Origin of the sequence: Acinetobacter sp. YH12098, assembly GCF_013419235.1 — a bacterium.
Taxonomy (GTDB): domain Bacteria; phylum Pseudomonadota; class Gammaproteobacteria; order Pseudomonadales; family Moraxellaceae; genus Acinetobacter; species Acinetobacter amyesii.
In genome coordinates this window covers 1-24,123 of sequence record NZ_VPAO01000042.1, presented here as the reverse complement: position 1 = coordinate 24,123, position 24,123 = coordinate 1, and the positions used below count along the sequence as shown (strand labels likewise).

Annotated in this window: 21 protein-coding genes; 10 read left to right on the top strand and 11 right to left on the bottom strand. The window is 40.5% G+C overall.

The features are described from left to right. Positions 1–72: 72 nt before the first annotated feature. The 4 genes from FTU38_RS13420 to FTU38_RS13405 form a co-directional block, all read right to left on the bottom strand. On the bottom strand, positions 73–2,202 hold the full coding sequence (locus tag FTU38_RS13420) for a TonB-dependent receptor domain-containing protein (protein WP_180111508.1): 2,130 nt from the start codon (positions 2,200–2,202) through the stop codon (positions 73–75). 368 nt (positions 2,203–2,570) lie between these two features. Continuing rightward, positions 2,571–3,833, bottom strand: a complete 1,263-nt coding sequence (locus FTU38_RS13415; protein WP_257225727.1) for a DcaP family trimeric outer membrane transporter — start codon at positions 3,831–3,833, stop codon at positions 2,571–2,573. A 177-nt stretch (positions 3,834–4,010) separates the two neighbouring features. After that, positions 4,011–5,384, bottom strand: coding sequence for an MFS transporter (locus FTU38_RS13410; protein WP_180004495.1), 1,374 nt, complete (start codon positions 5,382–5,384; stop codon positions 4,011–4,013). A 191-nt stretch (positions 5,385–5,575) separates the two neighbouring features. Continuing rightward, complete coding sequence (locus FTU38_RS13405; protein WP_180004497.1) at positions 5,576–6,490, bottom strand: LysR family transcriptional regulator; 915 nt, start codon at positions 6,488–6,490, stop codon at positions 5,576–5,578. 281 nt (positions 6,491–6,771) lie between these two features. On the opposite strand from FTU38_RS13405, the gene catA reads away from it, so the two are divergent. The 6 genes from catA (at position 6,772) to benE (ending at position 12,879) form a co-directional block, all read left to right on the top strand. Then, complete coding sequence (catA, locus tag FTU38_RS13400) at positions 6,772–7,692, top strand: catechol 1,2-dioxygenase (RefSeq protein ID WP_078193335.1); 921 nt, start codon at positions 6,772–6,774, stop codon at positions 7,690–7,692. Between the two features lie 85 nt (positions 7,693–7,777). Next, on the top strand, positions 7,778–9,175 hold the full coding sequence (gene benA / locus FTU38_RS13395; protein WP_180027181.1) for a benzoate 1,2-dioxygenase large subunit: 1,398 nt from the start codon (positions 7,778–7,780) through the stop codon (positions 9,173–9,175). Further along, entirely contained in the window at positions 9,172–9,681 is a 510-nt protein-coding gene (gene benB / locus FTU38_RS13390; RefSeq protein ID WP_180111504.1) for a benzoate 1,2-dioxygenase small subunit, read from the top strand. The genes benA and benB overlap by 4 nt, the downstream gene beginning before the upstream one ends. 94 nt (positions 9,682–9,775) lie before the next feature. Continuing rightward, positions 9,776–10,792 carry a benzoate 1,2-dioxygenase electron transfer component BenC gene (gene benC, locus FTU38_RS13385; RefSeq protein ID WP_180111502.1) on the top strand — a complete coding sequence of 339 codons (1,017 nt, stop codon included), beginning with the start codon at positions 9,776–9,778 and terminating at the stop codon, positions 10,790–10,792. Between the two features lie 14 nt (positions 10,793–10,806). Beyond that, entirely contained in the window at positions 10,807–11,592 is a 786-nt protein-coding gene (gene benD, locus FTU38_RS13380) for a benzoate diol dehydrogenase BenD (RefSeq protein ID WP_180073801.1), read from the top strand. A 63-nt stretch (positions 11,593–11,655) separates the two neighbouring features. Then, the gene (gene benE / locus FTU38_RS13375) at positions 11,656–12,879 is read left to right on the top strand and encodes a benzoate/H(+) symporter BenE (RefSeq protein ID WP_180111500.1); all 1,224 of its coding nucleotides are present in this window, start codon (positions 11,656–11,658) and stop codon (positions 12,877–12,879) included. 179 nt (positions 12,880–13,058) lie between these two features. Here benE and FTU38_RS13370 read toward each other — a convergent pair whose 3' ends face one another. Next, positions 13,059–13,895: an SDR family oxidoreductase gene (locus FTU38_RS13370; RefSeq protein WP_180111498.1), complete on the bottom strand. Its 837-nt coding sequence runs from the start codon at positions 13,893–13,895 to the stop codon at positions 13,059–13,061. Between the two features lie 524 nt (positions 13,896–14,419). Here FTU38_RS13370 and FTU38_RS13365 point away from each other — a divergent pair. Next, positions 14,420–14,860 carry a DUF2147 domain-containing protein gene (locus FTU38_RS13365; protein WP_168379617.1) on the top strand — a complete coding sequence of 147 codons (441 nt, stop codon included), beginning with the start codon at positions 14,420–14,422 and terminating at the stop codon, positions 14,858–14,860. A gap of 85 nt (positions 14,861–14,945) precedes the next feature. On the opposite strand, the gene FTU38_RS13360 is transcribed toward FTU38_RS13365, so the two are convergent. Next, complete coding sequence (locus FTU38_RS13360; protein WP_180111496.1) at positions 14,946–16,001, bottom strand: aromatic ring-hydroxylating dioxygenase subunit alpha; 1,056 nt, start codon at positions 15,999–16,001, stop codon at positions 14,946–14,948. Between the two features lie 248 nt (positions 16,002–16,249). On the opposite strand from FTU38_RS13360, the gene FTU38_RS13355 reads away from it, so the two are divergent. After that, entirely contained in the window at positions 16,250–17,179 is a 930-nt protein-coding gene (locus FTU38_RS13355) for a LysR family transcriptional regulator (protein WP_180111494.1), read from the top strand. A gap of 104 nt (positions 17,180–17,283) precedes the next feature. Here the strand turns inward: FTU38_RS13355 and hpxO are convergent, their stop codons facing one another. Then, positions 17,284–18,441 carry an FAD-dependent urate hydroxylase HpxO gene (gene hpxO / locus FTU38_RS13350; RefSeq protein ID WP_180111492.1) on the bottom strand — a complete coding sequence of 386 codons (1,158 nt, stop codon included), beginning with the start codon at positions 18,439–18,441 and terminating at the stop codon, positions 17,284–17,286. Between the two features lie 208 nt (positions 18,442–18,649). On the opposite strand from hpxO, the gene alc reads away from it, so the two are divergent. Further along, the gene (gene alc, locus FTU38_RS13345) at positions 18,650–19,651 is read left to right on the top strand and encodes an allantoicase (protein WP_180111490.1); all 1,002 of its coding nucleotides are present in this window, start codon (positions 18,650–18,652) and stop codon (positions 19,649–19,651) included. A gap of 89 nt (positions 19,652–19,740) precedes the next feature. After that, on the top strand, positions 19,741–20,241 hold the full coding sequence (locus FTU38_RS13340; RefSeq protein ID WP_180111488.1) for an ureidoglycolate lyase: 501 nt from the start codon (positions 19,741–19,743) through the stop codon (positions 20,239–20,241). 205 nt (positions 20,242–20,446) lie between these two features. Here FTU38_RS13340 and FTU38_RS13335 read toward each other — a convergent pair whose 3' ends face one another. The 4 genes from FTU38_RS13335 to puuE form a co-directional block, all read right to left on the bottom strand. Then, positions 20,447–21,826, bottom strand: a complete 1,380-nt coding sequence (locus FTU38_RS13335; RefSeq protein WP_180111486.1) for a nucleobase:cation symporter-2 family protein — start codon at positions 21,824–21,826, stop codon at positions 20,447–20,449. A gap of 30 nt (positions 21,827–21,856) precedes the next feature. After that, complete coding sequence (uraH, locus tag FTU38_RS13330; RefSeq protein WP_180111484.1) at positions 21,857–22,177, bottom strand: hydroxyisourate hydrolase; 321 nt, start codon at positions 22,175–22,177, stop codon at positions 21,857–21,859. Continuing rightward, on the bottom strand, positions 22,174–22,677 hold the full coding sequence (gene uraD / locus FTU38_RS13325) for a 2-oxo-4-hydroxy-4-carboxy-5-ureidoimidazoline decarboxylase (protein WP_180050819.1): 504 nt from the start codon (positions 22,675–22,677) through the stop codon (positions 22,174–22,176). The genes uraH and uraD overlap by 4 nt, the downstream gene beginning before the upstream one ends. 143 nt (positions 22,678–22,820) lie before the next feature. Continuing rightward, positions 22,821–23,783 (bottom strand): allantoinase PuuE, encoded by a 963-nt coding sequence (puuE, locus tag FTU38_RS13320; protein ID WP_180088237.1) that lies wholly within the window; start codon positions 23,781–23,783, stop codon positions 22,821–22,823. Positions 23,784–24,123: the final 340 nt, after the last annotated feature.

Genomic DNA, 24,123 nt, shown 5'->3' with positions numbered 1-24,123 from the left:
TGGCTCCCTTTTTTTATTCAAATCCGCAGAATAAAGCTTTTCAATTATTCGCTGTATTGGAATACAAGATGCTTAATTAAAATGATACGTCAGTCCTGCATATACCGCCCGACCTTCACCCGGTGTTAAACGAGCAGGATCTTTGCCGGCATCGTTATAGCCCGGTGTCACGGTAGATGCATATTTTTTATTGGCTATATTTCTGAAATCCAACCACGCCATATATTGTTTTTGTGGTTGTATATAGCCGAACGATGCTCCCCAAATTTGCCAATCTTTTGCGTAGAAACTATTGGCATAGTCGGTTGCAACCTTTGCGGCATAAAGTGTATTAACAGCAGCATAAAATCCTAAAGGATGTTCGTATTTCAGTTCAGCCTGATAGATGTGTTTTGGTATACCTGCAAGTTCATTTTTTCCAAATACCGCATCATTTTTATAGTGAAAATCATTCAAGGTATAGGCTTGTTTCAGTTGAACTTGTCCATATTCATCATTTTGCCAAAGTGAACTGTTTAAACCGATTTCAAGCCCCTGATGGATGGTGTCTGAAGCATTCGATTCAGCAATAATCTTTTTAGGCTCTGATTGGATTTCAACGGCCAGTAGTTCATTTTTAACCTGCGAATAGTAATATGCAATATTCCATTCACCCAATGCATGTTGACCACGTCCACCTAGTTCAAGAGTATTCGCTGTCTGACTTTTCAAATGAATCGGAGCACTTTGGCGTCCCGTTGCTGCGCCACTACCTTCTGGGAAGTATTGATCCGAACCCCAAATTAAAGCCCATGGATGTGGTGCTTCTAAGCTTCGACTGACATTGGCAAAGAGCTGTGTTTCAGGTTGGATTTGATATCGAAAACCTAGCGATGGCAGGACATTCCATTCACGAATATTTTCTTTATGACTTTGCACAGGCCATGTCACTTCACTTTCACGATGAGTGTACGCCAATGCAACTCGACTATCGAGCCAAAACTGTGGGTGTAGTGCCAAGGCATTGGCATAATGTAAAACATAGTCACCACCTTGGTAGGTGTAATGCCGCGTTTCTGTACCCGCAGCATAGGCGCCTTGCGCAACACGCAAGCGTTCAACGACTTGACCATCTGGCAAATGCGTGGTACTACGGAAACCTAAAGTATTTTGGCTTTCATGCCCCCATAGCGTTCGGTCAAATTGGTAGTTAAATAAGGTACTGATATCGTCATAGTCAACATCGGTACTATACAAACCTTCTTGCAAATCCATCGGATAATGATGATAGGCCAGACCCAACTGTAAGCGATCACCGGTGTCCAAAGTCATATTGGTTTTATTCGCCAACCAAAGACTTCCCGGCTGCGGACGATTATTATTCAGCGAGATATTTTGGGCTACTGCTTGTTTTGGATTTTGTTCAATCTGTTGTTGGGTTAGACGTCCCGGAGTTTGGTGTTCAGTCTCTCGGTAACGCAAATAAAAACGTGTATCTAGGTTAGGGTTTATTTGATATCCCACATTGGCCGATAAACCTTTGCTCTGGCTTGAAGCATGATCTTGAAAACCGTCATCATCACTTTGCGTTAAGGAAAGATAATAGTCTAAGTCACCGATTTGTTGTCCTGAGCTGATTTCACTTTTTTGATAACCGTGGCTACCCATTTCGTGATGCACTGACAGTTTTGCTGCATTTTTTCCTGTTGGGCTTGCATAGTTAATTAGACCACCCAAGCTTAATGCGCCACGTGTTAAACCATTAGCCCCTCGTAAAACCTCTATATGGTCTACCCACAGCGGCTCAAGCAGTTCATAAGGTGTTCCTCCTGGCCCTGTAAATGGCAAATCATCTAAGGTCACATACAACCCTGAAGCATGCGCCCCCGGTGCACGATTGATCCCCGAGCCACGTATCGACAGTTTTACCCCTTCATTTCCAGAAGATGCCGCGTAAATCCCCGGTTGATTTTTAAATAAATCAGCATTTGTTCGCTTCGGTATATCTTGAATGTCTGCTGCAACGATCGCATTGGTTGCACCATTTACTTTGGTTAGTGCTTTTTTTATTTGATCATCCATTGAACTTTGTTCAACGTTAATGGTGATTTCAGGTAATACATTGCTATCTGCAACACTATATTGTGCCATTGCAGTAAGCATCATCAGGCTTAAAAGCTTAAGTGACGTGTTGTTATATTTGGAAAATTGAGGGACATCCATGATTGCGTCTTCTAAGTGAAACGAATTTAACGGCAAGGATTGTAGTGTGTTTTATCATCATGTATGTATCAAAATATTTCAAAATTCATGATATTTATCAATATCCTTCTTCGTATTTTTATATTCAAATGATTTGTTAAATGAAATAAAACAGATAATTATATTTTTTAGTCAAAAATAAAAGTTTCTAAATAAGATAAAAGCCCTCAATCGATAAAGATCAAGGGCGTGTATGGATTGAGAGTACGCATTGAAAGATTTTCGGAAAGTTAGATGTCAAATCCTGAACATACTTTCAATCACACTCTCGTTAAATTGATATTGAAATTTCTAAGGCAATTTAAATTAAACAATTCTCTGTAACGGCATTAGAAGTTGTACATCGCGACCGCATTGATTCGGTTATCTTCACCCTTGGTACTGCCATTTGGCGCAGCACCAAAAGCTTCACGTTCACCATAGACATATTCCAGACCTAAACTAATCGGCTTAACAGGGCTGTAAAATACATTTGCCCATGCTTGCCACAAGTTTTTATTGGCCTTGGTTTTATCGACTAATGAGTTGACATAATCTGCATTGTTATCTGCTTTCATATAACCATAGCCCAATGTTCCGCGCCATTGTGCTGAAATTTGTTGAGTTAAACCTACTGTAATCGAGTCAAATTCATTGGTGGCGATGATGTCTTTATCCGCATTAGTGACAAAACCTTGGTTGGTCCATGACACAAAACTACTGTCGCCTTTGACATGGTAATAATCCGCCTTGAGCACTGTTTTATCCGTCAAATCTAGTTTTGCGCCCAGACCAAGCCCCCATGCGGTTTCTGTATCCGTATCCGTTTTCTTTTCAGCACCTATCGCACGTGCGCTTAACATCAGCGTATCTGTCATTTTATGGTTTAAACGCGCTGTTAATGCAGGCAAACGCATGTTTGAACTGTCATCCTTAGAATCTTCGGCAGCGAGTACAAGATTTGTCTCTGGACTAAATTTGTGACTATAGCGAACTTGCGGTGTACGTTTAACAGCACCACCGACATAGCCCAATGCATCAATGGTTTCAGGCATATAATCAGGTACAGCAAAGTTAGACCATGTTTGCCCCACCAACCAATCACCATAGGTTAAATAGGCATGACGAATACGTAGTCCATCATTTGCACCCAAAAAGTCGACTTCAATTTTACCACCTACATCTCCCACTTGAGTCGGCGTTTTAAAGTCTAGTCCTAAACGTGTGGCAGCAAGTGTTGCTTTTAAACGATCTGAACTTTCAGCATTCCCTTCTAGCGGAACACTATTCATTTGGTTATACAGGCGAGATAAGCTGCCGCCTTCTGTCTGATAAGATGCATCTGCTCGCACATTGCCATACAAGCTAAATTCAGCGCCCGATTTGGTATTTAAACTCAGGCTCGGTGTTTGAGTCGGTTTTTGATTCTGCGCAGCAACTACAGATCCTTGTTTTACGTCTTTGATTTCACTCGACAAAGTGTTTTGCTGCTGAACATATTGCTGCATCATGGCTTTTAATGCTTTGACTTCACCACGCAACTGTTCAACTTCAGCTTCGCTGACTGCCGCATGTGTCCACATGGGGAACGCGACTGCACAAGCTAGTATCATCGGTTTAATTTTAAAGGTTTTTTTGACTAAATTTAGCTTTTGAGTTTTCATCCTGACCTCGATTTGGGCAATGCCCTTTCCTTATTTTTTGTCACAATTTCCCACTAGCCCTCATGCTGTGCATCAGGGCCTGGAAACTTAAAATTTTGGGGTAATGTTAAATCTTTAAATATCGGCTTAATTCGCTGGATTTTTGATAGCTTGCGTATTGAGTTTTGGCGATTGACCTTGAGTAGATGCCTCTACAGACGCTTGCAAATTCACCATAAAGATCGCCAATGCAGCAATAACACCGGGAATGGCTATCACCAAGAAGTTCATTTGATGCGGCAAATTCATGGTTAACAGTGCCCCTGTAAGCACAGGTCCAACGATTGCACCAATTCGTCCAATACCCGATGCCCAGCCCATACCTGTAGAACGTACCGTGGTTGGGTAGTATTGTGCGACAAAGGTATAAAGTAGGATTTGCGAACCGATGGTAGCTGCGCCTGCTACAGCAATTAAGGTATACAGAACCATTTGCGGACTGTTAAAGCCCAGTAAGATTAAAGCCAATGCGCCACACATGAACATGATGCTTAGTACTTTCTTGATATGGAATCGGTCTGCCAAAGCACCACCACCAATAGCACCTACCATTCCACCAATATTCAGTGCAAAGAGGAAAATCATACTTGCACCTAGCGAATAGCCAGCTTGAATCATCAATTTTGGTAACCAACTTCCAAGTGCATAAACCATCAATAAGCACATGAAAAATGCAATCCAGAACATAAACGTACTGAAACTACGGCCTTGTTGAAATAATGCTTTTAACGGAGCTTTGTCTTCTTCAGAAACCTCATTGAGTACAAATTGAGTATCTGTTGTGAGGACTTGTTCAGGGGCAATTTTTGAGACAATCGTTCGAGTCGTATCTGTTTGATGCTTTGAAGTTAAATACATCAATGATTCAGGGAGGAATTTCCAGATTAAAGGCAGTGCAAGACATGGAATAATCGCAATATAAAACATGATTTTCCAGCCATATACAGGCACTAACCAAGCACCCAATAACGCTGAAGCCATACCACCAATGGCATAACCACTAAACATTAGTGCAACCAAGGTGCTGCGTATACGTTTTGGCGCGTATTCTGTCATTAATGCCACAACGTTCGGCATAACACCACCGATGCCTAGACCGGCAAGAAAGCGTAAAATACCAAACTCAACTGGAGTACTTGCAAAAGCACCGCAGAAGGTAAAACCACTAAAAATACCGACGCAGATCATAATGGTTTTTTTACGACCAATTTTATCGGACAGTGTGCCAAAACACATGGCACCGAACATCATGCCAAATAAAGCCGTACTTGCCAGTAAGCCGGCTTGTACCGCAGATAATGACCATTCTTGCATCAACAACGGTAAGGCAACACCATAGATCACCAAGTCATAACCGTCAAAAATAATAATCAAAAGACACCAAATTAAAACACCCCAATGAAATGGCGTAAATTTGGCTTCATCAACCAAGGTATTAATATTAATTTTCTGGTTTTGCATAGCCCACCTCCTAATTGTGAAGCTTGTAAAATTCGCTTTTCACAATGAATAAGTCGGTGCTTAATGTCCAAAACCGATTAGGCATGTTTGTATACCTAAAAAGTTGAATACAAATTAATCCCTTGATTCCGCTTTATTTAAATAGATCATTTCATATGTGCAGTTCATCTGAACGTCTAGCGACAGCATACTCAAAACACAGCACGATCATAAGGAATCGCTTCTAAATCATATACTTGATAAACACTATCAAATAAACCACGAATATCTTCGCTTTCATCCATATTACGTACAGCCATAAATACTGGGCTAATCGCGGCTTCATCTAAGATAGGAACAAAGGTTAAATGTGTTAATTGCACACTTTGGGCACTCATTGGAGTGATACAAACCCCTTCATTAGCTGCAACAAAGCCTAGAGCCAGTTGTAATTCACGTACTTCGCGTACTTTTTTAGGTTCCAAACCATACTCTGAAAATATGCCACGCACTTGGGTCGAAAAGTTTGGTTTGTTGTGATTTGGGTAAAAAATCAATTGTTGATCGATCAGATCTGCAAGATATATACCTTCCTTTTTTTGTGCCAAAGGATGACTAGCGTGTAAGGCTACCACTAAGCGTTCTTCACGAAGTAAAACCCGTTTGATCGCAGGGTCTGAAATACGCAAACGCCCAAAGCCGACATCTATACGACCTTCCTTTAATGCTTTGATTTGTTCAGTGGTCGCCATTTCCTCCATTTCTATTTTTAAATGTGGATGTTGTTGTTTGAATAAATACAAAATATTCGAAAGTAAACCAAACAATAAAGAGCTTACAAAACCGATTGTCACGGTCCTTTCTGTCAAACCGATTCGTTTCGTCATTGATTTTATTTCTTCTGCATTAGACAAAAGTTTTAAAGCATGATGATAAAAAAATTGGCCTGCTTCCGTAGTCTTAAGCGGACGGCTACCGCGTTCAAATAACTGAATTCCAAGCTCATGTTCCAAATTTTGAATCTGCCGACTCAAAGGTGGTTGAGCTATATATAGTTTTTCTGCCGCTTTGGTAAAACTCTGCTCTTCAACCACCGCGACAAAGTATCTTAAGTGTCTTAGTTCCATGGCTAACGATACCTATTAAGTATAATAAAATGCAAATTTGATCTTCGACGTGAAGATTTTATTCTTTTAAGGTATATCACATAGACAGGATTAAGCAACTTTAATCCCATCCAACAGATCAAAAACATCGTGCAGCCCATTCCCTGAAAGAAACTTCAGCCGCTACATGAAACAACTTAAAAAGTATTGTTAGACAACCAAACAAGGAACGTGGCAGCCAAAGACCTCTTTTATCGAGTGATAGCCACCCATACTTAAATGCATACTTAAGGAGATATAGTATGAACCGTCAAGAGATTGATGTTCTGGTTAAACAAATGAACGTAGATACAGCGACAGGGCCTGTTGACCAACGTGTACAGCAAGTTGTGGTACGTTTATTGGGTGATTTATTCCAAGCGATTGAAGATCTAGATATTACTCAAACTGAACTATGGAAAGGTCTAGAGTATTTCACAGACGCGGGTCAAGCAAACGAATTAGGTCTTTTAGCCGCTGGTTTAGGTTTAGAGCACTATCTAGATTTACGTGCCGATGAAGCTGATGCGAAAGCAGGTATTACAGGTGGTACACCACGTACCATTGAAGGCCCTTTATATGTGGCTGGCGCACCTGAATCAGTGGGCTTTGCTCGTATGGACGATGGTACGGAAACCGATAAAATTCCAACTCTGTTTATTGAAGGTACGGTAACAGATACCGAAGGCAACATCATTGAAGGCGCTAAAGTTGAAATTTGGCATGCCAACAGCCTAGGTAACTATTCTTTCTTTGATAAGTCTCAATCTGACTTTAACCTTCGCCGTACGATTCTTTCTGACCAAGACGGTAAATATGTTGCACAAACTACGATGCCCGTTGGTTATGGCTGCCCTCCAGAAGGTACAACTCAATTTGTTTTAGACAAACTAGGCCGTCATGGTAACCGTCCATCACATGTACATTATTTTATCTCTGCACCGGGTTACCGCAAGCTAACTACTCAATTCAACATCGAAGGTGATAAATACCTTTGGGACGACTTTGCCTTTGCAACTCGTGATGGTCTGGTGGCAACTGCTGTTGATATCACAGACGAAGCTGAAATTGCACGTCGTGGTCTAAACCAACCGTTTAAGCACATTAGCTTTAATGTTGAGTTAGTTAAAGAACAAGCTGCAGCACCAAATACTGAAGTTGATCGTCGACGCGCTAGCGCTTAATTACTCAATCTAAGGAAGCCGAGCTGTCTCATCCAAGTTTGACAACTCGGCGACTATCCCCTCATTGGACAGTCGGAGAATGGACATGCCACGTATTCCTGTAATTAACACCAGCCATCTAGATCGTATTGATGAACTTCTTGTCGATAATTTTGACACTGGTGAATTTAAACTGCACCGCTCAGTATTTACCGATCAAGCGTTGTTTGATCTTGAAATGAAATACATTTTTGAAGGTAACTGGGTGTATTTGGCACATGAAAGCCAAATTCCAAATAACAATGATTATTACACGACTCATATCGGTCGCCAGCCGATCATCATTGCACGTAACCGTAATGGTGAACTGAATGCCATGATCAATGCCTGCTCACACCGTGGCGCACAGTTATGTCGTTATAAAAAAGGCAATAAAGCAACCTACACCTGTCCATTCCATGGTTGGACTTTTAATAACTCAGGTAAATTGCTCAAAGTTAAAGACCCTGCCGAAGCGGGTTATTCAGATTGCTTTAACCAAAATGGTTCACATGACTTGAAAAAAGTCGCGCGCTTTGAAAGTTATAAAGGCTTTTTATTTGGTAGCTTAAATCCTGATGTGCCAAGCCTTGAAGAATTCTTAGGTGAAACCACCAAAATTATCGACATGATCGAAGGTCAGTCGGAAAATGGTTTAGAAGTTTTACGTGGTTCATCTACCTATACCTATGAAGGTAACTGGAAACTGACAGCTGAAAATGGCGCAGATGGCTATCACGTTTCAGCCGTGCATTGGAACTATGCAGCCACCACACAGCACCGTAAAGAAGCACAAGCAGCGGATAATATTCGTGCTATGAGTGCGGGTTCTTGGGGCAAGCAAGGCGGTGGTTCTTATGGTTTTGACAGTGGTCACATGTTGTTATGGACGCAATGGGCTAACCCAGAAGACCGTCCAAACTTTAGCAAAGCCGATGAATATACCGAAAAATTCGGCGCACCGATGTCGAAATGGATGATCGAGCGTTCACGTAACCTATGTCTTTATCCAAACGTCTATTTGATGGATCAATTCGGTTCACAAATTCGAGTTTTACGCCCGATTTCTGTCAATAAAACTGAAGTCACCATTTACTGTATCGCCCCTGTCGGTGAAGAGCCAGAAGCACGTACACGTCGTATTCGTCAATATGAAGACTTCTTTAATGCTTCAGGCATGGCAACACCTGACGATTTAGAAGAATTCCGTGCCTGCCAAGCAGGTTATGCAGGGATTGAACTGGAATGGAACGACATGTGCCGTGGTTCAAAACACTGGATTCATGGACCGGATGATGCAGCCAATGAAATTGGATTAAAACCGCTATTAAGTGGCATCAAAACCGAAGATGAAGGTCTTTACCTTGCTCAGCATCAATATTGGTTAAAAACCATGAAACATGCCATTGCTGAAGAAAAAGAATTGGCAGAACAAGTCGCAAATGAACAAGGAGATGTCGCATGAATGCAACTGCACATTTAGACAGCGTAAGCATTGAAGCTGTATCTCAGTTCCTCTACCGTGAAGCGCGTTTTTTAGATGATGAACAGTGGGATGAATGGCTAGCGTGCTATGCCCCAACTGCATCATTTTGGATGCCAGCTTGGGATGACGACGACCGCCTAACGGAAGATCCGCAGTCTGAGATTTCTTTGATTTATTATCCAGACCGCCAAGGTTTAGAAGACCGTGTCTTCCGCATTAAAACTGAGCGTTCATCTGCCACGATGCCGGATACACGAACTAGCCATAACATTAATAATGTCGAGATTATTGAACGTGATGGCAACAAAGTAACGGTGCGTTTTAACTGGAACACCTTAAGTTTCCGCTACAAAACCAACTATAGCTACTTTGGCATGTCACGTTATGAAATTGATTTTTCAGGTGAGCAGCCAAAAATCCTCAGCAAATATGTTGTTCTGAAAAACGATTATATCAACCAAGTTATTGATATTTATCACCTCTAAAAGCTTATTTCACTAAGCAAGTTTTTACTTTCAGCCAGAAGGATATTTGGCTGAAAGGACACGTTATACCAGATTTTCAAAAGGATATTCAGCCATGTCAAACCATAATGTTGCACTTCAATTTGAAGATGGCGTTACTCGTTTTATTAGTGTTGCTCAAGGTGAAACCCTATCCGACGCAGCCTATCGTCAAAAAATCAATATCCCTCTAGATTGCCGTGATGGCGCATGTGGGACATGCCGTGTATTTTGTGAGTCGGGAACTTACGACATGCCTGAAGAATCTTATATCGAAGACGCTTTAACCCCCGAAGAAGCTGAGCAAGGTTATATTTTAGCTTGCCAATGTCGTCCAAGTTCAGATGCTGTTTTCCAAATCAGTGCATCATCTGACGTGTGTAAAACTGAAATTCATGAGTTTCAAGGCACATTGTCTCGTGTTGAAAATATGTCGGATTCTACGATTACCTTTGATATTCAACTGGATGAAGATCAACCTGACATTAACTTCTTGGCAGGTCAATACGTCAATGTCGGCATTCCGGGGACTGAAGAAACTCGTTCGTATTCGTTTAGTTCAAAGCCGGGCAATCGTTTAACAGGCTTCGTGGTTCGTAATGTCCCTGAAGGAAAAATGAGTACCTTCCTGAGTGCCGATGCGAAAGCCGGCGACAAAATGACCTTCAAAGGTCCTTTTGGTAGTTTTTATCTGCGTAATGTCGTCCGCCCTGTGGTCATGCTTGCAGGTGGTACAGGTATTGCGCCGTTTATGTCCATGTTACAAGTGCTTGAAGAAAAAGGTTCTGAACAACCTGTTCGTCTTGTATTTGGCGTAACCAATGACTTTGACATCGTGGCAAAAGACAAGCTCGATGAATTACAAAGCGAACTCCCTTGGTTCGAATACCGTACTGTGGTCGCTCACCCTGAGTCACAGCATGAACGTAAAGGCTATGTGACCAGTCATGTTGAAAAAGATTGGTTAAACAACGGCGATGTAGATATTTATCTCTGTGGTCCTGTGCCGATGGTTGAAGCTGTACGTGGCTGGTTAGATACCGAAGGCGTTAAACCTGCAAACTTCTTGTTTGAAAAATTCTCAGCGAATTAAGGGAGAATAGTTTAATGTCAGAACAAGCCAGATTTAGCAATAAAGTTGTCATTGTAACCGGTGCCGCTCAAGGTATCGGTCGTGGAGTCGCACTACAAGTGGCCCGAGAAGGCGCTCAAGTGGTATTGGCAGATCTTTCAGATTTTGTTGAAGATACGCTGAACGATATTCAAGCCCATAATGGCGATGCCATTATTGTTAAAGCCAATCTTGAAACATATTCAGGCGCTCAATTAGTTGCTACCCAAGCCATTAAAAAATATGGCCGAATTGATATCTTGATCAATAACGTCGGAGGTGCGATTTGGATGAAGCCCTTCCAAGAGTTTTCAGAAGAAGAAATCATTAAGGAAGTTAATCGTTCATTATTTCCAACTATGTGGTGCTGCCGAGCCGTGTTACCTGAAATGATTCAAAATCAGCAAGGGACGATTGTAAATGTATCTTCTATTGCAACCCGTGGTATTAACCGTGTGCCATATTCAGCGTCAAAAGGTGGGGTCAATGGCTTAACCGCTGCTCTTGCTTTTGAGCATGCAAAAGATGGTATTCGAGTCAATGCCGTAGCCACAGGTGGCACAGAAGCACCACCACGAAAAGTACCTAGAAACGCCAACCCATTGTCAGATCATGAAAAACAATGGATGCAAGACGTGGTCGATCAAACCATTGACCGCACATTCTTAGGCCGTTATGGCACAATTCAGGAACAAGTCAATGCCATCTTATTTTTGGCATCCGATGATTCATCTTATATGACAGGAACAGTCGTCCCTGTTGGTGGTGGAGATCAAGGTTAATCTCTAAAAATCATTGGTTAAATTCAACAGGCTCATTGACATAGTCGCATGGAGGCAAAAGCGATGGCACCCCTGTTAAAAACATTAAAAGAAGATTGGTCGATCTCAGCGACGGTTGCAGGATTTTTAGCCGTGCTGATTTCATATTCAGGCCCACTAATTATTTTTTTCCAAGCCGCACAAAAAGCTCAAGTTTCCCCAGCCATGATGATTTCATGGATTTGGGGGATTTCTATTGGTGCTGCGCTGGCGGGTATTTATCTCTCTATTAAATATAAAACCCCGGTGATTACCGCGTGGTCAGCGCCCGGTACGGCTCTTTTAGTCACCCTATTTCCGAATATTTCACTGAATGAAGCCATAGCGGCTTATATCACATCCGCTATCGTTATATTTTTGATTGGCATCACCGGCTATTTTGACAAACTCCTAAAATGGATTCCTCAAGATGTCGCTGCGGGAATGATGGCAGGTATTTTATTTCAGTTTGGGCTTGGACTGTTCACTGCTACAGATAGTATGCCGATCATTGTCTTTGGCATGTTATTGGTCTTTCTTTTTTCGAAAAGACTATCGCCACGCTACGCGATGATTTGGGTCTTACTGACTGGAGTCGTTTTGAGTTTTTCATTAGGAAAAATTAATCCTGTTGATGTGAATTTTCAACTCGCTATACCGCAGTTTATTGCCCCAATTTGGACTTGGAACTCAACTTTAAATTTGGCGATTCCCTTAATCTTAGTCAGTCTGAGTGGTCAATTTCTTCCGGGGATGGCGATCATGAAACTCAGTGGATATGACACGCCAGCTAAGCCCATTATTACAGCGACCAGTATTGCCTCGCTCGCTGTAGCATGTGTCGGAGGCATTACTATTGTTTTAGCGTCTATCACCGCAGCCATGTGTATGGGCAAAGATGCACATGAACTTAAAGAAAAACGCTATATAGCCGGTATTGCCAATGGTATTTTTTATATTTTAGGCGGCTTATTTGCAGGCAGCATTGTCATGTTATTTAGCCTATTACCTAAAGAGTTGGTCGCTGCACTTGCAGGTCTAGCGTTATTAGGTGCGATTGGAACAAATATGTCGGTTGCAATGAAAAATGAGGCCAACCGTGATGCAGCGCTGATCACCTTTTTAGCGACAGCCTCAGGTATGCATTTTTTAGGGCTAAGCTCGGTTTTTTGGGGGATTTGTATCGGTGTTGCGGCACATGTCATTTTGACCAACCGTGTAACTACACAAGCGCCAATGACAACGACTCAAGATTCTAAAAGTTCATAATATCCAAACGCATTGCTAATACAAAGAAGATGGAAAATTACATCTTCTTTGTTTAATCGAAAACTCAATTTTTTGATTTTCTTGTCATTTAAACTTAAAAATTCAATATTCGAAATTAAGAGCTCTATAGGATAAAAAAGGGATCATGTTGCATCATCCCTTTTTTACTTATCTTTGAATTATTTACGTTTTTTCTTACCACTGAGCAGATCTATGGCTTGGGCATAACGTGTAGGTGCAATCCGCTGAATCAGGTCAATAATTTTGGCGTCATTACCGATCAAAACACGACGTTTATTTTGCTTTACTGCATCTAAAATCACTTTTGCTGCAACTTCAGGCGGTGTTTTCAATACTTTATTAAAGGCTTTCGTGGCTCTATCTGGGTTCATACCCAACGCGCGAATACTGTCACTCATACGTGCGCTATTTGCAATATTGGTTCGAATTCCACCCGGATGCACGCAAGTTGCGCTGACTCCAGCATTTTCCAAGTCTAATTCTTGGCGTAAAGATTCAGTAAAACCTCGTACCGCAAACTTCGTTGCATTATAGGCACTTTGAGTCGGTTGAGCCGTCAAACCAAATAAGCTGGAAATATTAACTATATGTCCATCGCCACTTTGTTTTAAATACGGTAAAAATGCTTTTGTCCCATATACCACGCCCCAGAAATTAATATTCATAATCCACTCAATTTCATCATAATGCATACCTTCTACAGTACTGGCTAACGCGACACCTGCATTATTAAAGATCAAATTGACCTGGCCAAATTCAGCTTGGGTTGCAGCCGCCCATTGCTCGACAGCGGCACGATCAGATACATCTAACTGGGTCTGAGTTATTTTCACACCGGTGTGCTTAATCATTTCAGACGTTTGTGCAAGACCGTCAAGGTTCCGATCACTTAATGCTAGATTCGCACCTGCTTGAGCCAGTTGAATAGCTAACTGCTGCCCAATACCTGAACCTGCTCCAGTAATGGCTGCGACTTTGTTGTTAAAATTTTTCATCGTTATTCCTATACAGACTTAATCCAGTTCAGTGATCAAGCCGCATTTTCGTATTATTCATAGCACAAGCTTAACGAGATCTAATCTATGAATGAAATGATTTTATTTAATTTTAAAATATGAATACTATACATAGTTTTTTAGCGGTATTTCTTCAAATCAAATTAATGTAATTCAACATGATTAGAGCAAAAATTAAAAGCTTTAATGAGCTTTTTAGCTCATGCTTTTTTACGGATTGTAGCTCCAATTCTTTTAAATCAAACTGCGTTTGATAATTATAAAAGTGATACAAATCCCAAATGTTATAAACAAAGCTCAACATTTATTCTATTTTTCTACACGATCCAGATTCTACATATTCAAAATCAGTATATAAAATCCACAATATATACTTATTTTTTTGTGAATATAGCCCTTGAAGACAACAAGGCTGATGCTTTGTAATTTTCCAAGTCTTGTGTATCCACCCTTTGGAAGATCAGGGATGCACATCTCTTACTATGTTCAATAGAGGTTCTAAAATGATAAAAACAACTCTTAGCCTAATCGGTTTATCACTGGTGTCTAGCTTAGCATTGGCTGCTGATCCATTGCATGGTACTAAATGGAAAACCATCGATGACCAAACCAAAAAACCTTTATCTGTAGTTCAATTTAATGAAACATCAAAGGGCGTTTTATCTGCAAAAATCGTTGATGTACTCACCCCGGGTGAAGCAGAAAACTGCCAAAAATGTGTAGGTAAATTCCACAATAAACCACTACTCGGTGTGCAAATCGTGAATGGTTTGAAAAATACCGGTAAAAATACCTATGACGGCGGTAAAATTACTGACCCGAAAAATGGTAAAACCTATAGTTTCAATGCCAAAATGTCGAATGACGGCAAGACCTTGAATGGTCGTGGCTATATTGGTGTATCTGCGCTTGGACGCAGCCAAACATGGATACGTGTAAACTAATCCTTTATGTACAAAGTCAAAAGCGGCTCGATTGAGTCGCTTTTTTTGTATGAAAACCAAGAATGAAATTATTCGAAAATAAAAATTAAACGGTATAACGTTTGCTTAGCCCCCATTCGGCTAATATTCGACGATAGGTTGTCGATGAGCGATCTGCTTCGAAATGCGCCTCCATACTGATATCCAGTGGCAATTCCTCAGGTTTTTGACTTTCCACCATGTCCTGATCTTCAGCAAAAATTTGTGCATTAAAATCATAGACCGCTTGTAAATCGCCTGTGGTATCAAAATTACGAGTTAAAGGCACAAATAAACGGGTTTTATTATGCGATACAGGACAACAGGCATTTAATATTTTTAACACTCCATTTTCAGGAAAATCGATGGTTAAAATTGCAGAAAATGGCGGATAGACATCAAACGTTCTTTTCCATAAAAAATCTTCTGGCGCTAAATGTTGTAAGCCATGCGGATAATTACTCACATCACTAAGATATTCTGTATGTAGTCCATAGTCTGTACGCACTGTCGAATATTTTTTCACTTTGGGGTTTTCACGGTCTGCAAAGCTCTCATGATGCACCCATGCGAAATGTGCAACATCAATAAAGCCTTCGAGCTGACGTCCACTTGAACCACCAATATCTACATAAGGTGGCAATATAGATTGGTGCTGCTCGTTATCCCACGTGTCTAAATCTGGAAAATTGGCCGTAGATTCATCGCGATTAAATAAACTGGTCCACACCAATCCATATTTCAATACAACTGGAAATTTAGTTAATGAAAAACGCTCTGAAATTTGTGTCAACTCAGGCTGTGCAGGAATTTTTACACACTTTCCTGCGCCGTTATAATGTAAACCATGGTATGGACAAATGATGTCTTCACCCTTGACCCAGCCTTTGGTTAATGGCACCCCTCGATGTGGACAGATATCACGAACTAAATGAATTTTTCCACTTTCAGTTTGATATAACGCCATTTTTACATCGAGTAATTGCACTTGTTGCGGTTCAGTCGAAACATCTTCTACACGTGCAACGGGATACCAATGCTGCGCCAAAATATTCCAGTCGTTGGCATCAAATGTACTGCACTGAGGTTGGGTAAATAAATTGAGTACTGGAATGGCATTCATAGTTCATCTCGACATTTTCAATATTTCTTTAGCATTTAGCACTATTTAAATTTTGCTAAATCCTTATTTTCTAAGTCGAAATTAAAATCTAAACACATTTCTGTCTATTAGAATGATTTGCATAGATTGTTCTGTTTTTTAGAACAATAAGCATTGATCTCTGCACGATTTGATAAAGCTGGCATGAATATCGCTTAAAATGCATAACATTATAATTCGCTAATCACGCGATAGAGATTGAACCCTGTATGTCGATTACTTTTTCTAGATTTTCTGAATATTTTATGGCGGTTGCACGGACTGGAAGTCTACGCAAAGCTGCTGAACAACTTTTTATTTCAGTCTCGGCAGTACATCGACAAATCGTTTTGGCAGAGGAAGAACTGGGGGTTGCCCTATTTGAACGACTCCCTCAGGGCTTAAAACTGACGCTTGCGGGTGAATTACTGTATGCCGATTTATTAAAATGGCAAAAAGAATATCAACTGACACGAACTCGATTTGATGAAATCCAAGGCTTAAACCGTGGAAACATTGAAATGGGCTTTATTGCAGCTTTGAATGACAGTTTCGTCGTCGACTGCATTCAAAAGATGGCTGAAACCTATCCGTGGATCAACCTCAATATCAGCATGAATAGCAGTGAAGATATTTCCAGAAAAATCGTCGATGCAGAATTAGATTTTGGCATTATTTTAAATCCCAAAAGCCATAGCCAATTAGAGATTTTATCCTTTATAGAAATTCCGTTGGGCTTTGTGATGTCGCCGCATCATACCTTGGGTGGGATGGATAAAATTTATCTTTCAGATATGTTAAATGAACGGCATATTTTGCCGAGTGATCCACTCATTATTAGTGAATATGTACAGACTTTATATAAACATCATAAGTTTAGTCCGATTCAAAAGATCGAATGTAATGACATTAGAATGATATTGTCATTGGTTCAACAGCAATTAGGTATCAGTTTGATGTCATACATGGATGCTTTACCACTGCTTGAGAATAATAAGATTATTTTTAAACCGATCCGTGAAAAAGGCTTACACAGTTTGACCATCGCTTTATGTGTCGCATCGAAGCGCCAAACCTCTCGAATTTCTCAGATCATGATTAATCTTTTGGTGGAAAAAATGGAAGAAATTAAGATCAATTTAAAATCTTTGAACCCCTAAAACCATTATTTAGGCTTTTTTTGTCACTTAATTTTTTGTAAAAAAAAGCCAGTGCGAATAACCCGTACTGGCTGCTGAAAGCTAAAGTTTTATCTGTTTATTTTTTAATCCAATGGATTACCTACAATATTACTAATAATGCCTTTCATAATATGATTGCCTTGTTCTTTACGCAGTTCTGCATACCATTCACGCGTCACACTTTCATCTTTCATATGGGTCACATCACAACGCTTACGCGCTCGCAGTACCAATTCATTGGCACGTTCATTACGTTTATTTTGATAACGACGCAATGAATCTTGTAAGCCCAAAGTATTGATTTGCAAAGAACGAGCTAAATAAATTGCATCTTCCATTGCTTGGCAACCACCTTGTCCAATATCAGGCGTTGTGCTGTGTGCTGCATCACCCACTATCACCACACGACCTTTGTAGAAATCTGCAAAAGGTTCAATATCATGAATTTCTACCCGATTGGTTTTTTGGGTATCTACAGCATCAATCAGCTTTTGCACCGGTTCACACCAGCCCTTAAAATATTCTTTAAATAAGGCCTTATATTGTGTGCGGTCATTTTCTAAGCCTGCTGCTAAAGGGACATCAAAGAAGAAATAGAATCGGTTGTCGGCAACGGGCATCAGCGAAACGCGCTTACCTTCTCCTACAAATGTCGTCCATTGATCTGCCGCAGCAAATTCTTCTGAAATATCGACTAACCCGTTCCAATTGACATAACCAGCATAGCGGCGCTCAACTTGTTCCCCCAATACATACGCCCGTGTCAGTGAATGTGTACCATCTGCACCAACCAATAAATCAGCCTGAACCTTACTTCCATCGGTAAAACGGGTGATCACCTGATCATCTTGTTCTGAGAAGCTCACCATTTTTTTGCCTAGATGAATATTCTCACGACCAAATTCATCCATGAGCATATTTTGTAAGTCTGCACGTGAAACAGGATATGGTCTCTGTCCAACTTCTTCAATTAAAGGAAACAGACTAAACTGCGTCATAACATCGCCCGTTAAACCATCGATATAGGCTAAGTGATCCATCTTGCCACCGAGCTTTTCGACTTGTTCGGTTAGCCCCAAATAGTTCAAACATTTGACACCGTTAGACCATAAAGAAATAGCGGCTCCAACAGGTAAAATTTGTTCTGCCTGTTCATAGATGGTTACTTGGTGTCCAAATTTTTTCAAAGCGATCCCAGTCGTTAAGCCCGCCATACCTGCACCAATAATTGTAATGTCCATCTATAACTCCCCTGTGTTTTTTTAAATATCTTCCTCCTAAAAAGCGAAAAGCATGCCATTTTTTCAAACAAGCAATAAAAAATTCTAAAGTTGGCACACGCTGTGCTTCTAAACACGTGTAAATGCTTGTTTTTATCAAATGTTAAATTTTTAACACTGAAAACTAAATGCATATGTTTTAAATGAAAATAGTGAATGGATTTTATATATGGCAACTTTACTTGCACCTAGTTTTGATATTCCTGCACAATTACAGACACTTACAAATTTAGCAGATGACCGTATTGGTGCAAAAATACTTGAATGTTCAGATGATTTTTTTGCAGAAGCAAAACGCATGCTTCAATTTAATGCACCAATCTTTGTCGAAGATAAATTTGATGATCATGGCAAATGGATGGATGGTTGGGAAACGCGTCGTAAACGCCATGCAGGTTATGATTGGGCAATTATCCAACTCGGTGTTGCTGGTCGAATTCAAGCCTTAGATATTGATACAACATTCTTTACTGGGAATTACCCAGCTTCCGCATCAGTTGAGGCCTGTTTTGCACCAAGTGGAGAGCTAGCACAGGCAGCATGGGTCAATATCTTAGGCAATACCGTATTGGGCCCGAGCCAACACCATATATTGAAGGTCTCAACTGATCAGGTTTTTACCCATGTGCGTTTAAATATATATCCAGACGGCGGTATTGCGCGATTTAAAGTCTATGGTGAAGTTCAGATTCAAGATAGTACGAACACTTTAGACCTCGTTGCGCTAGAAAATGGTGGACGTGTTGTTGCTTATAGTGATGCTCATTTTGGACATCCACGAAACTTAATTAACCCTGGTCGTGGTATCAATATGGGAGATGGTTGGGAAACTAAACGTCGCCGTGCACCAGGTTTTGACTGGTGTATTTTGGCTTTGGGTCAATCTAGTGCAATTGAAAAAATTGATATTGATACTGCCCATTTTAAAGGCAACTTCCCTGCGCAGGTTTCCATACAAGCGATCTATGTAGAAGATGCCACTGACCCTCAACTGATTCCGCAAAGTATGTTCTGGCCGTTTTTGCTCGACGCACAAGACATGCAGATGGATCATATTCATAGCTTCGTTAGTGAGATTTTAAAGCATGAAAAAATATCGCATATCCGCATCAATATGATTCCTGACGGGGGGATTAGTCGCATACGGTTATGGGGAAAAATACATCCTTAATTGCAGTGTTAATCACATAGGAAGCCTTCGTGCTTCCTATGTGTTTGGTTTCAATTTTTTTAATTAAATGCCCTATAAGATATCTAAACATGACACACAGCATAAAAATACAAGCTCTCAGTATTGAAGGCTTTGCGCCTTTTGGAGAGGTCATTTGCACAACTGGACATGATTTTTTCCACATCAATGATGCACATACAGAGCGATATCATGCCCTCGTAGAAACAGAAATTTCAGGTGATGCGGTTGCTGGAATTAGCATCTTTAGAAATATCAAAACCACTGAATTGCCTTTTACGATTTCGATGTTAGAGCGGCATCCCAACGGCTCGCAAGCTTTTATTCCAATGCAAGCACAGGCTTTTTTAGTGTTAGTCGCACCTGCATTGGATGATCACAGCCCTGATCTTACACAGCTATGTGCTTTCATTACTGATGGTAGCCAAGGAGTCAATTATCGTGCAGGAACATGGCATCATCCTCTCCTAACACTCGAAGCACCGAGTAGCTTTGCCGTCATCGATCGTATTGGCGCTGGGCATAATTGTGATGTGTTCCAGTTCCCAATGCCTATTCACATTTCAAACTAATTGTTTATTTTTAGCTTAAATACTTAGAGTTCAATAGACTAAAAATCACTTAACAATTGTTAGTAAATACCTTATTTCATGTCTTGGTATTAATTTGTTTAAATATTACGCAATAAAAAGCCCTCAATTTAGAGGGCTTTATTTATTCTATACAAACTATATTCTATGCATCATCGCATGGTTCAAGACTTAAAATCTGCCATGATTAATGTTGCACATCTATCGCCATGCTTGGTTTTTTAACCTGATCTTTGCTCATAGTCACTTCTTTATTTTTAAATAAATTTAGATGATTGAATACAATATTTAAAATAATCGCCATCAAACAAGTCGAACTAATGCCTGAATGAAAGAGTGTTTGCACCCATTTCGGGAAGTTGGCATAGAAAGAATGATCGATAATTGGAATCATCCCTGCTGCAATCGCAGTCGCAACTATGATGAGATTCTTTTGCTCGTTATAGTCAATTTTCGCCAAGGTACGAATACCACTTGCCGCAACCGTTCCAAACAAAACTAAACCAGCACCACCTAATACAGGGACAGGAATCGCTGCAATCAGTCGCCCCATAATTGGCAGAACGCCTAAGACGACCAAGATCATCCCACCCGCTGCGACAACAAAGCGACTTTTCACGCCTGTAATCGCGACTAAACCGACATTTTGTGCAAAAGCACTTTGCATGAATGAACCGAAGATTGGCGCTGCTGCACTAGATAGCATATCTGCACGTAAGCCATTGGTAATACGCTCAGCATCTACTTTAGTACCAACAATTTCCCCAACGGCAATAATGTCTGCCGTCGTTTCAGTCATAATCACTAAAGTCACAATCAGCATGGCAATAATGGCACTTAACTCAAAAGTTGGCATACCGAAAGCAAAGAAGCTTGGAAATTGAATCCAGTTACCATGTGCAACTTTAGAAAAATCTCCAAAGCCAAAGGCATAAGCCAGCACCGTACCGAAAACGATGGCTAACAAAATAGATAATCGTCGGATGGTTGCATTACGGGTTAAATTCAACGCAATCACAATACCCAAAGTTAAAAATGCCAAACTGATGTTCTCAGCACTTCCCCAGTCTGGTGCTTTATTGTTCCCCCCCATCATCCAGCGGACCGCTACAGGCAGCAATGAAAGACCAATCACGGTGATCACACAACCAGTCACAATCGGTGGGAAATAACGAATAATTTTTGAAAAATAAGGTGCTAGAAAAAAGCCAATTAGAGATGCAACAATCACCGCGCCATAAACAGCAGAAAGCCCACCGCCTGCGGTTACAATGGCAATCATCGTCGCCACACCTGCAAATGAAACCCCTTGAACTAAGGGTAATTTTGCACCGATATATTTCACACCTACGGTTTGTAGGATGGTCGCCAAGCCACCCACAAAAAGCGCCGCGGCAATCAATAAACCGATTTGCGCAGGTTCAAGTCCCGCGGCTGTACCAATAATCAATGGCGGAGCGATAATACCGCCATACATGGTTAATACATGCTGTAGACCATAGGCAAGGCTTTTTCCTGCGCCTAAATATTCATGTTCTGGTGAAACTGTTTTATCTTGTTCTGCCATTTTTATATCCCCTATTTTTTAAATTTGCTCTTAGCTGCCGCGATACGTTGAATATGCAAATGGGCTGATGAGTAAAGGAATATGAAAATGCTGCGTGGCATCTTTTACATAAAAATGAATCACAGCTTTTGGAAAAAAGGTTTCGGTATTTAAAGTCTGAAAATATTCAGCAGTCGCAAATTCAAGGCTATAAGCACCTGCTGTAAAGTCCTTCAGCGCAAAATCATTGACGCGACCATCTGCATTGGTTTGGGCTGAACCTAGTAACTCTCCGTGTGCATTAAATAATTGAATGTGGACATTCGCTGCAGGTTTACCCAGATTGGTATCTAAAATATGTGAGCTAATCATGCGCTAAGCTCCTGTTTTAATCTTAATAAGGCAATTTCAGCCAATTGATGATGAACAATTCGTTTTTCAGTTTCAGGATCATTCAATAATCGATATTGCAGTGCCTGTAGTACATCTTCACTACTAAGGCCAGAGGCTTTGATTAAAAAGAGATAACCATACTTTTTCTCATACGCGATATTGCCTTTGAGCAATGCAAATTGAGTTTCTTCATCTGCTGAAATTTTAGACTGTTCTCGATTTGAAAATTGTTGTTCAAAACTACTTAATTCAGCCTGCGCCTTTTTTTCACCAATCCGGGGATGGTTATCTAAAGCATTTTTGATTTCATCCCAAGTCCAAGCATTTGCAGCTTTTACTGCTTGATCTATGATTTGCGTGACAGAGGTATAAGGGCGCTGCGCCACAATGTGTTCTGCCCAGCTTTCAATTTGCACACAGTGCTTTAAAAAAGTTTTTACATCTGCTTCGGATGCTTTATTAAATTCAACAAGTTGCACTATAAAATCGCCTAAAATTATTGAATGATTGTTCAAATTTAGTTTTGCAATATCAGTGCCAACCTAGGTCTATGATGTCAGTTACCTAAGTACAGGCCTAAAAAAAGAGGAGCTAAGCTCCTCTTTATCCAAATATTTTTTTACTAGACTGCATGATGTGTATACCAATGTTCCGCAATATCACCACGGCGACAAATCCACACTTTTTCATGTGATTGCACATAATCTAAGAATCGTTGTAGTGCTTTAAAACGGCCTGGTCGCCCTAAAATACGACAATGCATCCCAATCGATAACATTTTTGGCGCGCTTTCACCTTCTGCATATAGCACATCAAAAGCATCTTTAAGGTATTGATAAAATTGTTCACCACTGTTGAAACCACCCGGTGAACAAAACTTCATATCATTGCTTTCGAGTGTATATGGAATAATTAAATGAGGACGGGTTTGACCATTTTCATTCGTCAAATGACTCCAAAAAGGTAAATCATCACCATAGTGATCGCAGTCATATTTGATTTGCGGAAATTCAGCCAATAGCTGACGTGTATTGGGACTGTCACGCCCTGTATACCAACCAATAGGCGTCTTTCCAAATAAAGCTTCAAGCACACTAATCGCTTGATCCATGTGCTGACGTTCCAGCTCTATCGGCATATCTTGATAATGTAACCAGCGTTGACCATGTGAAACGACATCATAATTGGCTTGTTTGATTGCTTCGACGATATAAGGATTACGCGCTAAAGCCATACCCACGCCAAAGACCGTCATGGGTAAATCACGTTTTTTAAATTCTTCATGAATCCGCCAAAAACCTGCTCTGGAGCCATATTCATACATCGAGTCCATCGACATGTGCTTGGCAGGAAAACTAGCCGCTCCAATAATATCAGATAAGAATTGTTCTGAGCCTGCATCCCCATGTTCGATGTGGTTCTCTCCACCTTCTTCATAGTTCAACACGAACTGCACTGCGATACGTGCCTGATTAGGCCATACGACTTGAGGTACATCGCCATGATATCCAATTAGGTCTCTGGAATAATCCTGTTGTTGGATCTGGTCAATTAAGTCTTGTCCACGTAAGTAGCCTGTAGTCACTTCAACTTCCTAATTTGTTATATCAAACAGTAAAAAATTAGGTAGAAACAAGCAAATTATGCGCCAATGTCGTAGACGGCTAAATAACTTTTCATATCAATGACCATTGCCTTTTTTTAAAATATTGAATGGTTGCCCTGAATCATCTGCAATGATTGAAATTTGCCAAATTTCATCTATTTCTGGAAAATTCTGATGCAGTTGATCAATGAAATATAGCCAAATCCTAAAAACTATAGAACAATAGAGATATGGGATATTCAAAAGATTTTAAAGACAAAGTCATAGAAATTATGATTCGAGATGAAATGTCTGTGCGAAAAGCAGCACAGCATTTTAA

What these genes read in the sequence shown, in the direction of transcription:
- benB (WP_180111504.1), top strand. Translation starts at nt 9,172, where the DNA reads ATGAATGCAACTGCACATTTAGACAGCGTAAGCATTGAAGCTGTATCT.
- benD (WP_180073801.1), top strand. Translation starts at nt 10,807, where the DNA reads ATGTCAGAACAAGCCAGATTTAGCAATAAAGTTGTCATTGTAACCGGT.
- FTU38_RS13405 (WP_180004497.1), bottom strand. Translation starts at nt 6,490, where the DNA reads ATGGAACTAAGACACTTAAGATACTTTGTCGCGGTGGTTGAAGAGCAG.
- FTU38_RS13365 (WP_168379617.1), top strand. Translation starts at nt 14,420, where the DNA reads ATGATAAAAACAACTCTTAGCCTAATCGGTTTATCACTGGTGTCTAGC.
- FTU38_RS13355 (WP_180111494.1), top strand. Translation starts at nt 16,250, where the DNA reads ATGTCGATTACTTTTTCTAGATTTTCTGAATATTTTATGGCGGTTGCA.
- FTU38_RS13420 (WP_180111508.1), bottom strand. Translation starts at nt 2,202, where the DNA reads ATGGATGTCCCTCAATTTTCCAAATATAACAACACGTCACTTAAGCTT.
- benC (WP_180111502.1), top strand. Translation starts at nt 9,776, where the DNA reads ATGTCAAACCATAATGTTGCACTTCAATTTGAAGATGGCGTTACTCGT.
- catA (WP_078193335.1), top strand. Translation starts at nt 6,772, where the DNA reads ATGAACCGTCAAGAGATTGATGTTCTGGTTAAACAAATGAACGTAGAT.
- FTU38_RS13335 (WP_180111486.1), bottom strand. Translation starts at nt 21,826, where the DNA reads ATGGCAGAACAAGATAAAACAGTTTCACCAGAACATGAATATTTAGGC.
- uraH (WP_180111484.1), bottom strand. Translation starts at nt 22,177, where the DNA reads ATGATTAGCTCACATATTTTAGATACCAATCTGGGTAAACCTGCAGCG.
- alc (WP_180111490.1), top strand. Translation starts at nt 18,650, where the DNA reads ATGGCAACTTTACTTGCACCTAGTTTTGATATTCCTGCACAATTACAG.
- benE (WP_180111500.1), top strand. Translation starts at nt 11,656, where the DNA reads ATGGCACCCCTGTTAAAAACATTAAAAGAAGATTGGTCGATCTCAGCG.
- FTU38_RS13340 (WP_180111488.1), top strand. Translation starts at nt 19,741, where the DNA reads ATGACACACAGCATAAAAATACAAGCTCTCAGTATTGAAGGCTTTGCG.
- FTU38_RS13415 (WP_257225727.1), bottom strand. Translation starts at nt 3,833, where the DNA reads ATGATACTAGCTTGTGCAGTCGCGTTCCCCATGTGGACACATGCGGCA.
- benA (WP_180027181.1), top strand. Translation starts at nt 7,778, where the DNA reads ATGCCACGTATTCCTGTAATTAACACCAGCCATCTAGATCGTATTGAT.
- FTU38_RS13360 (WP_180111496.1), bottom strand. Translation starts at nt 16,001, where the DNA reads ATGAATGCCATTCCAGTACTCAATTTATTTACCCAACCTCAGTGCAGT.
- FTU38_RS13370 (WP_180111498.1), bottom strand. Translation starts at nt 13,895, where the DNA reads ATGAAAAATTTTAACAACAAAGTCGCAGCCATTACTGGAGCAGGTTCA.
- FTU38_RS13410 (WP_180004495.1), bottom strand. Translation starts at nt 5,384, where the DNA reads ATGCAAAACCAGAAAATTAATATTAATACCTTGGTTGATGAAGCCAAA.
- hpxO (WP_180111492.1), bottom strand. Translation starts at nt 18,441, where the DNA reads ATGGACATTACAATTATTGGTGCAGGTATGGCGGGCTTAACGACTGGG.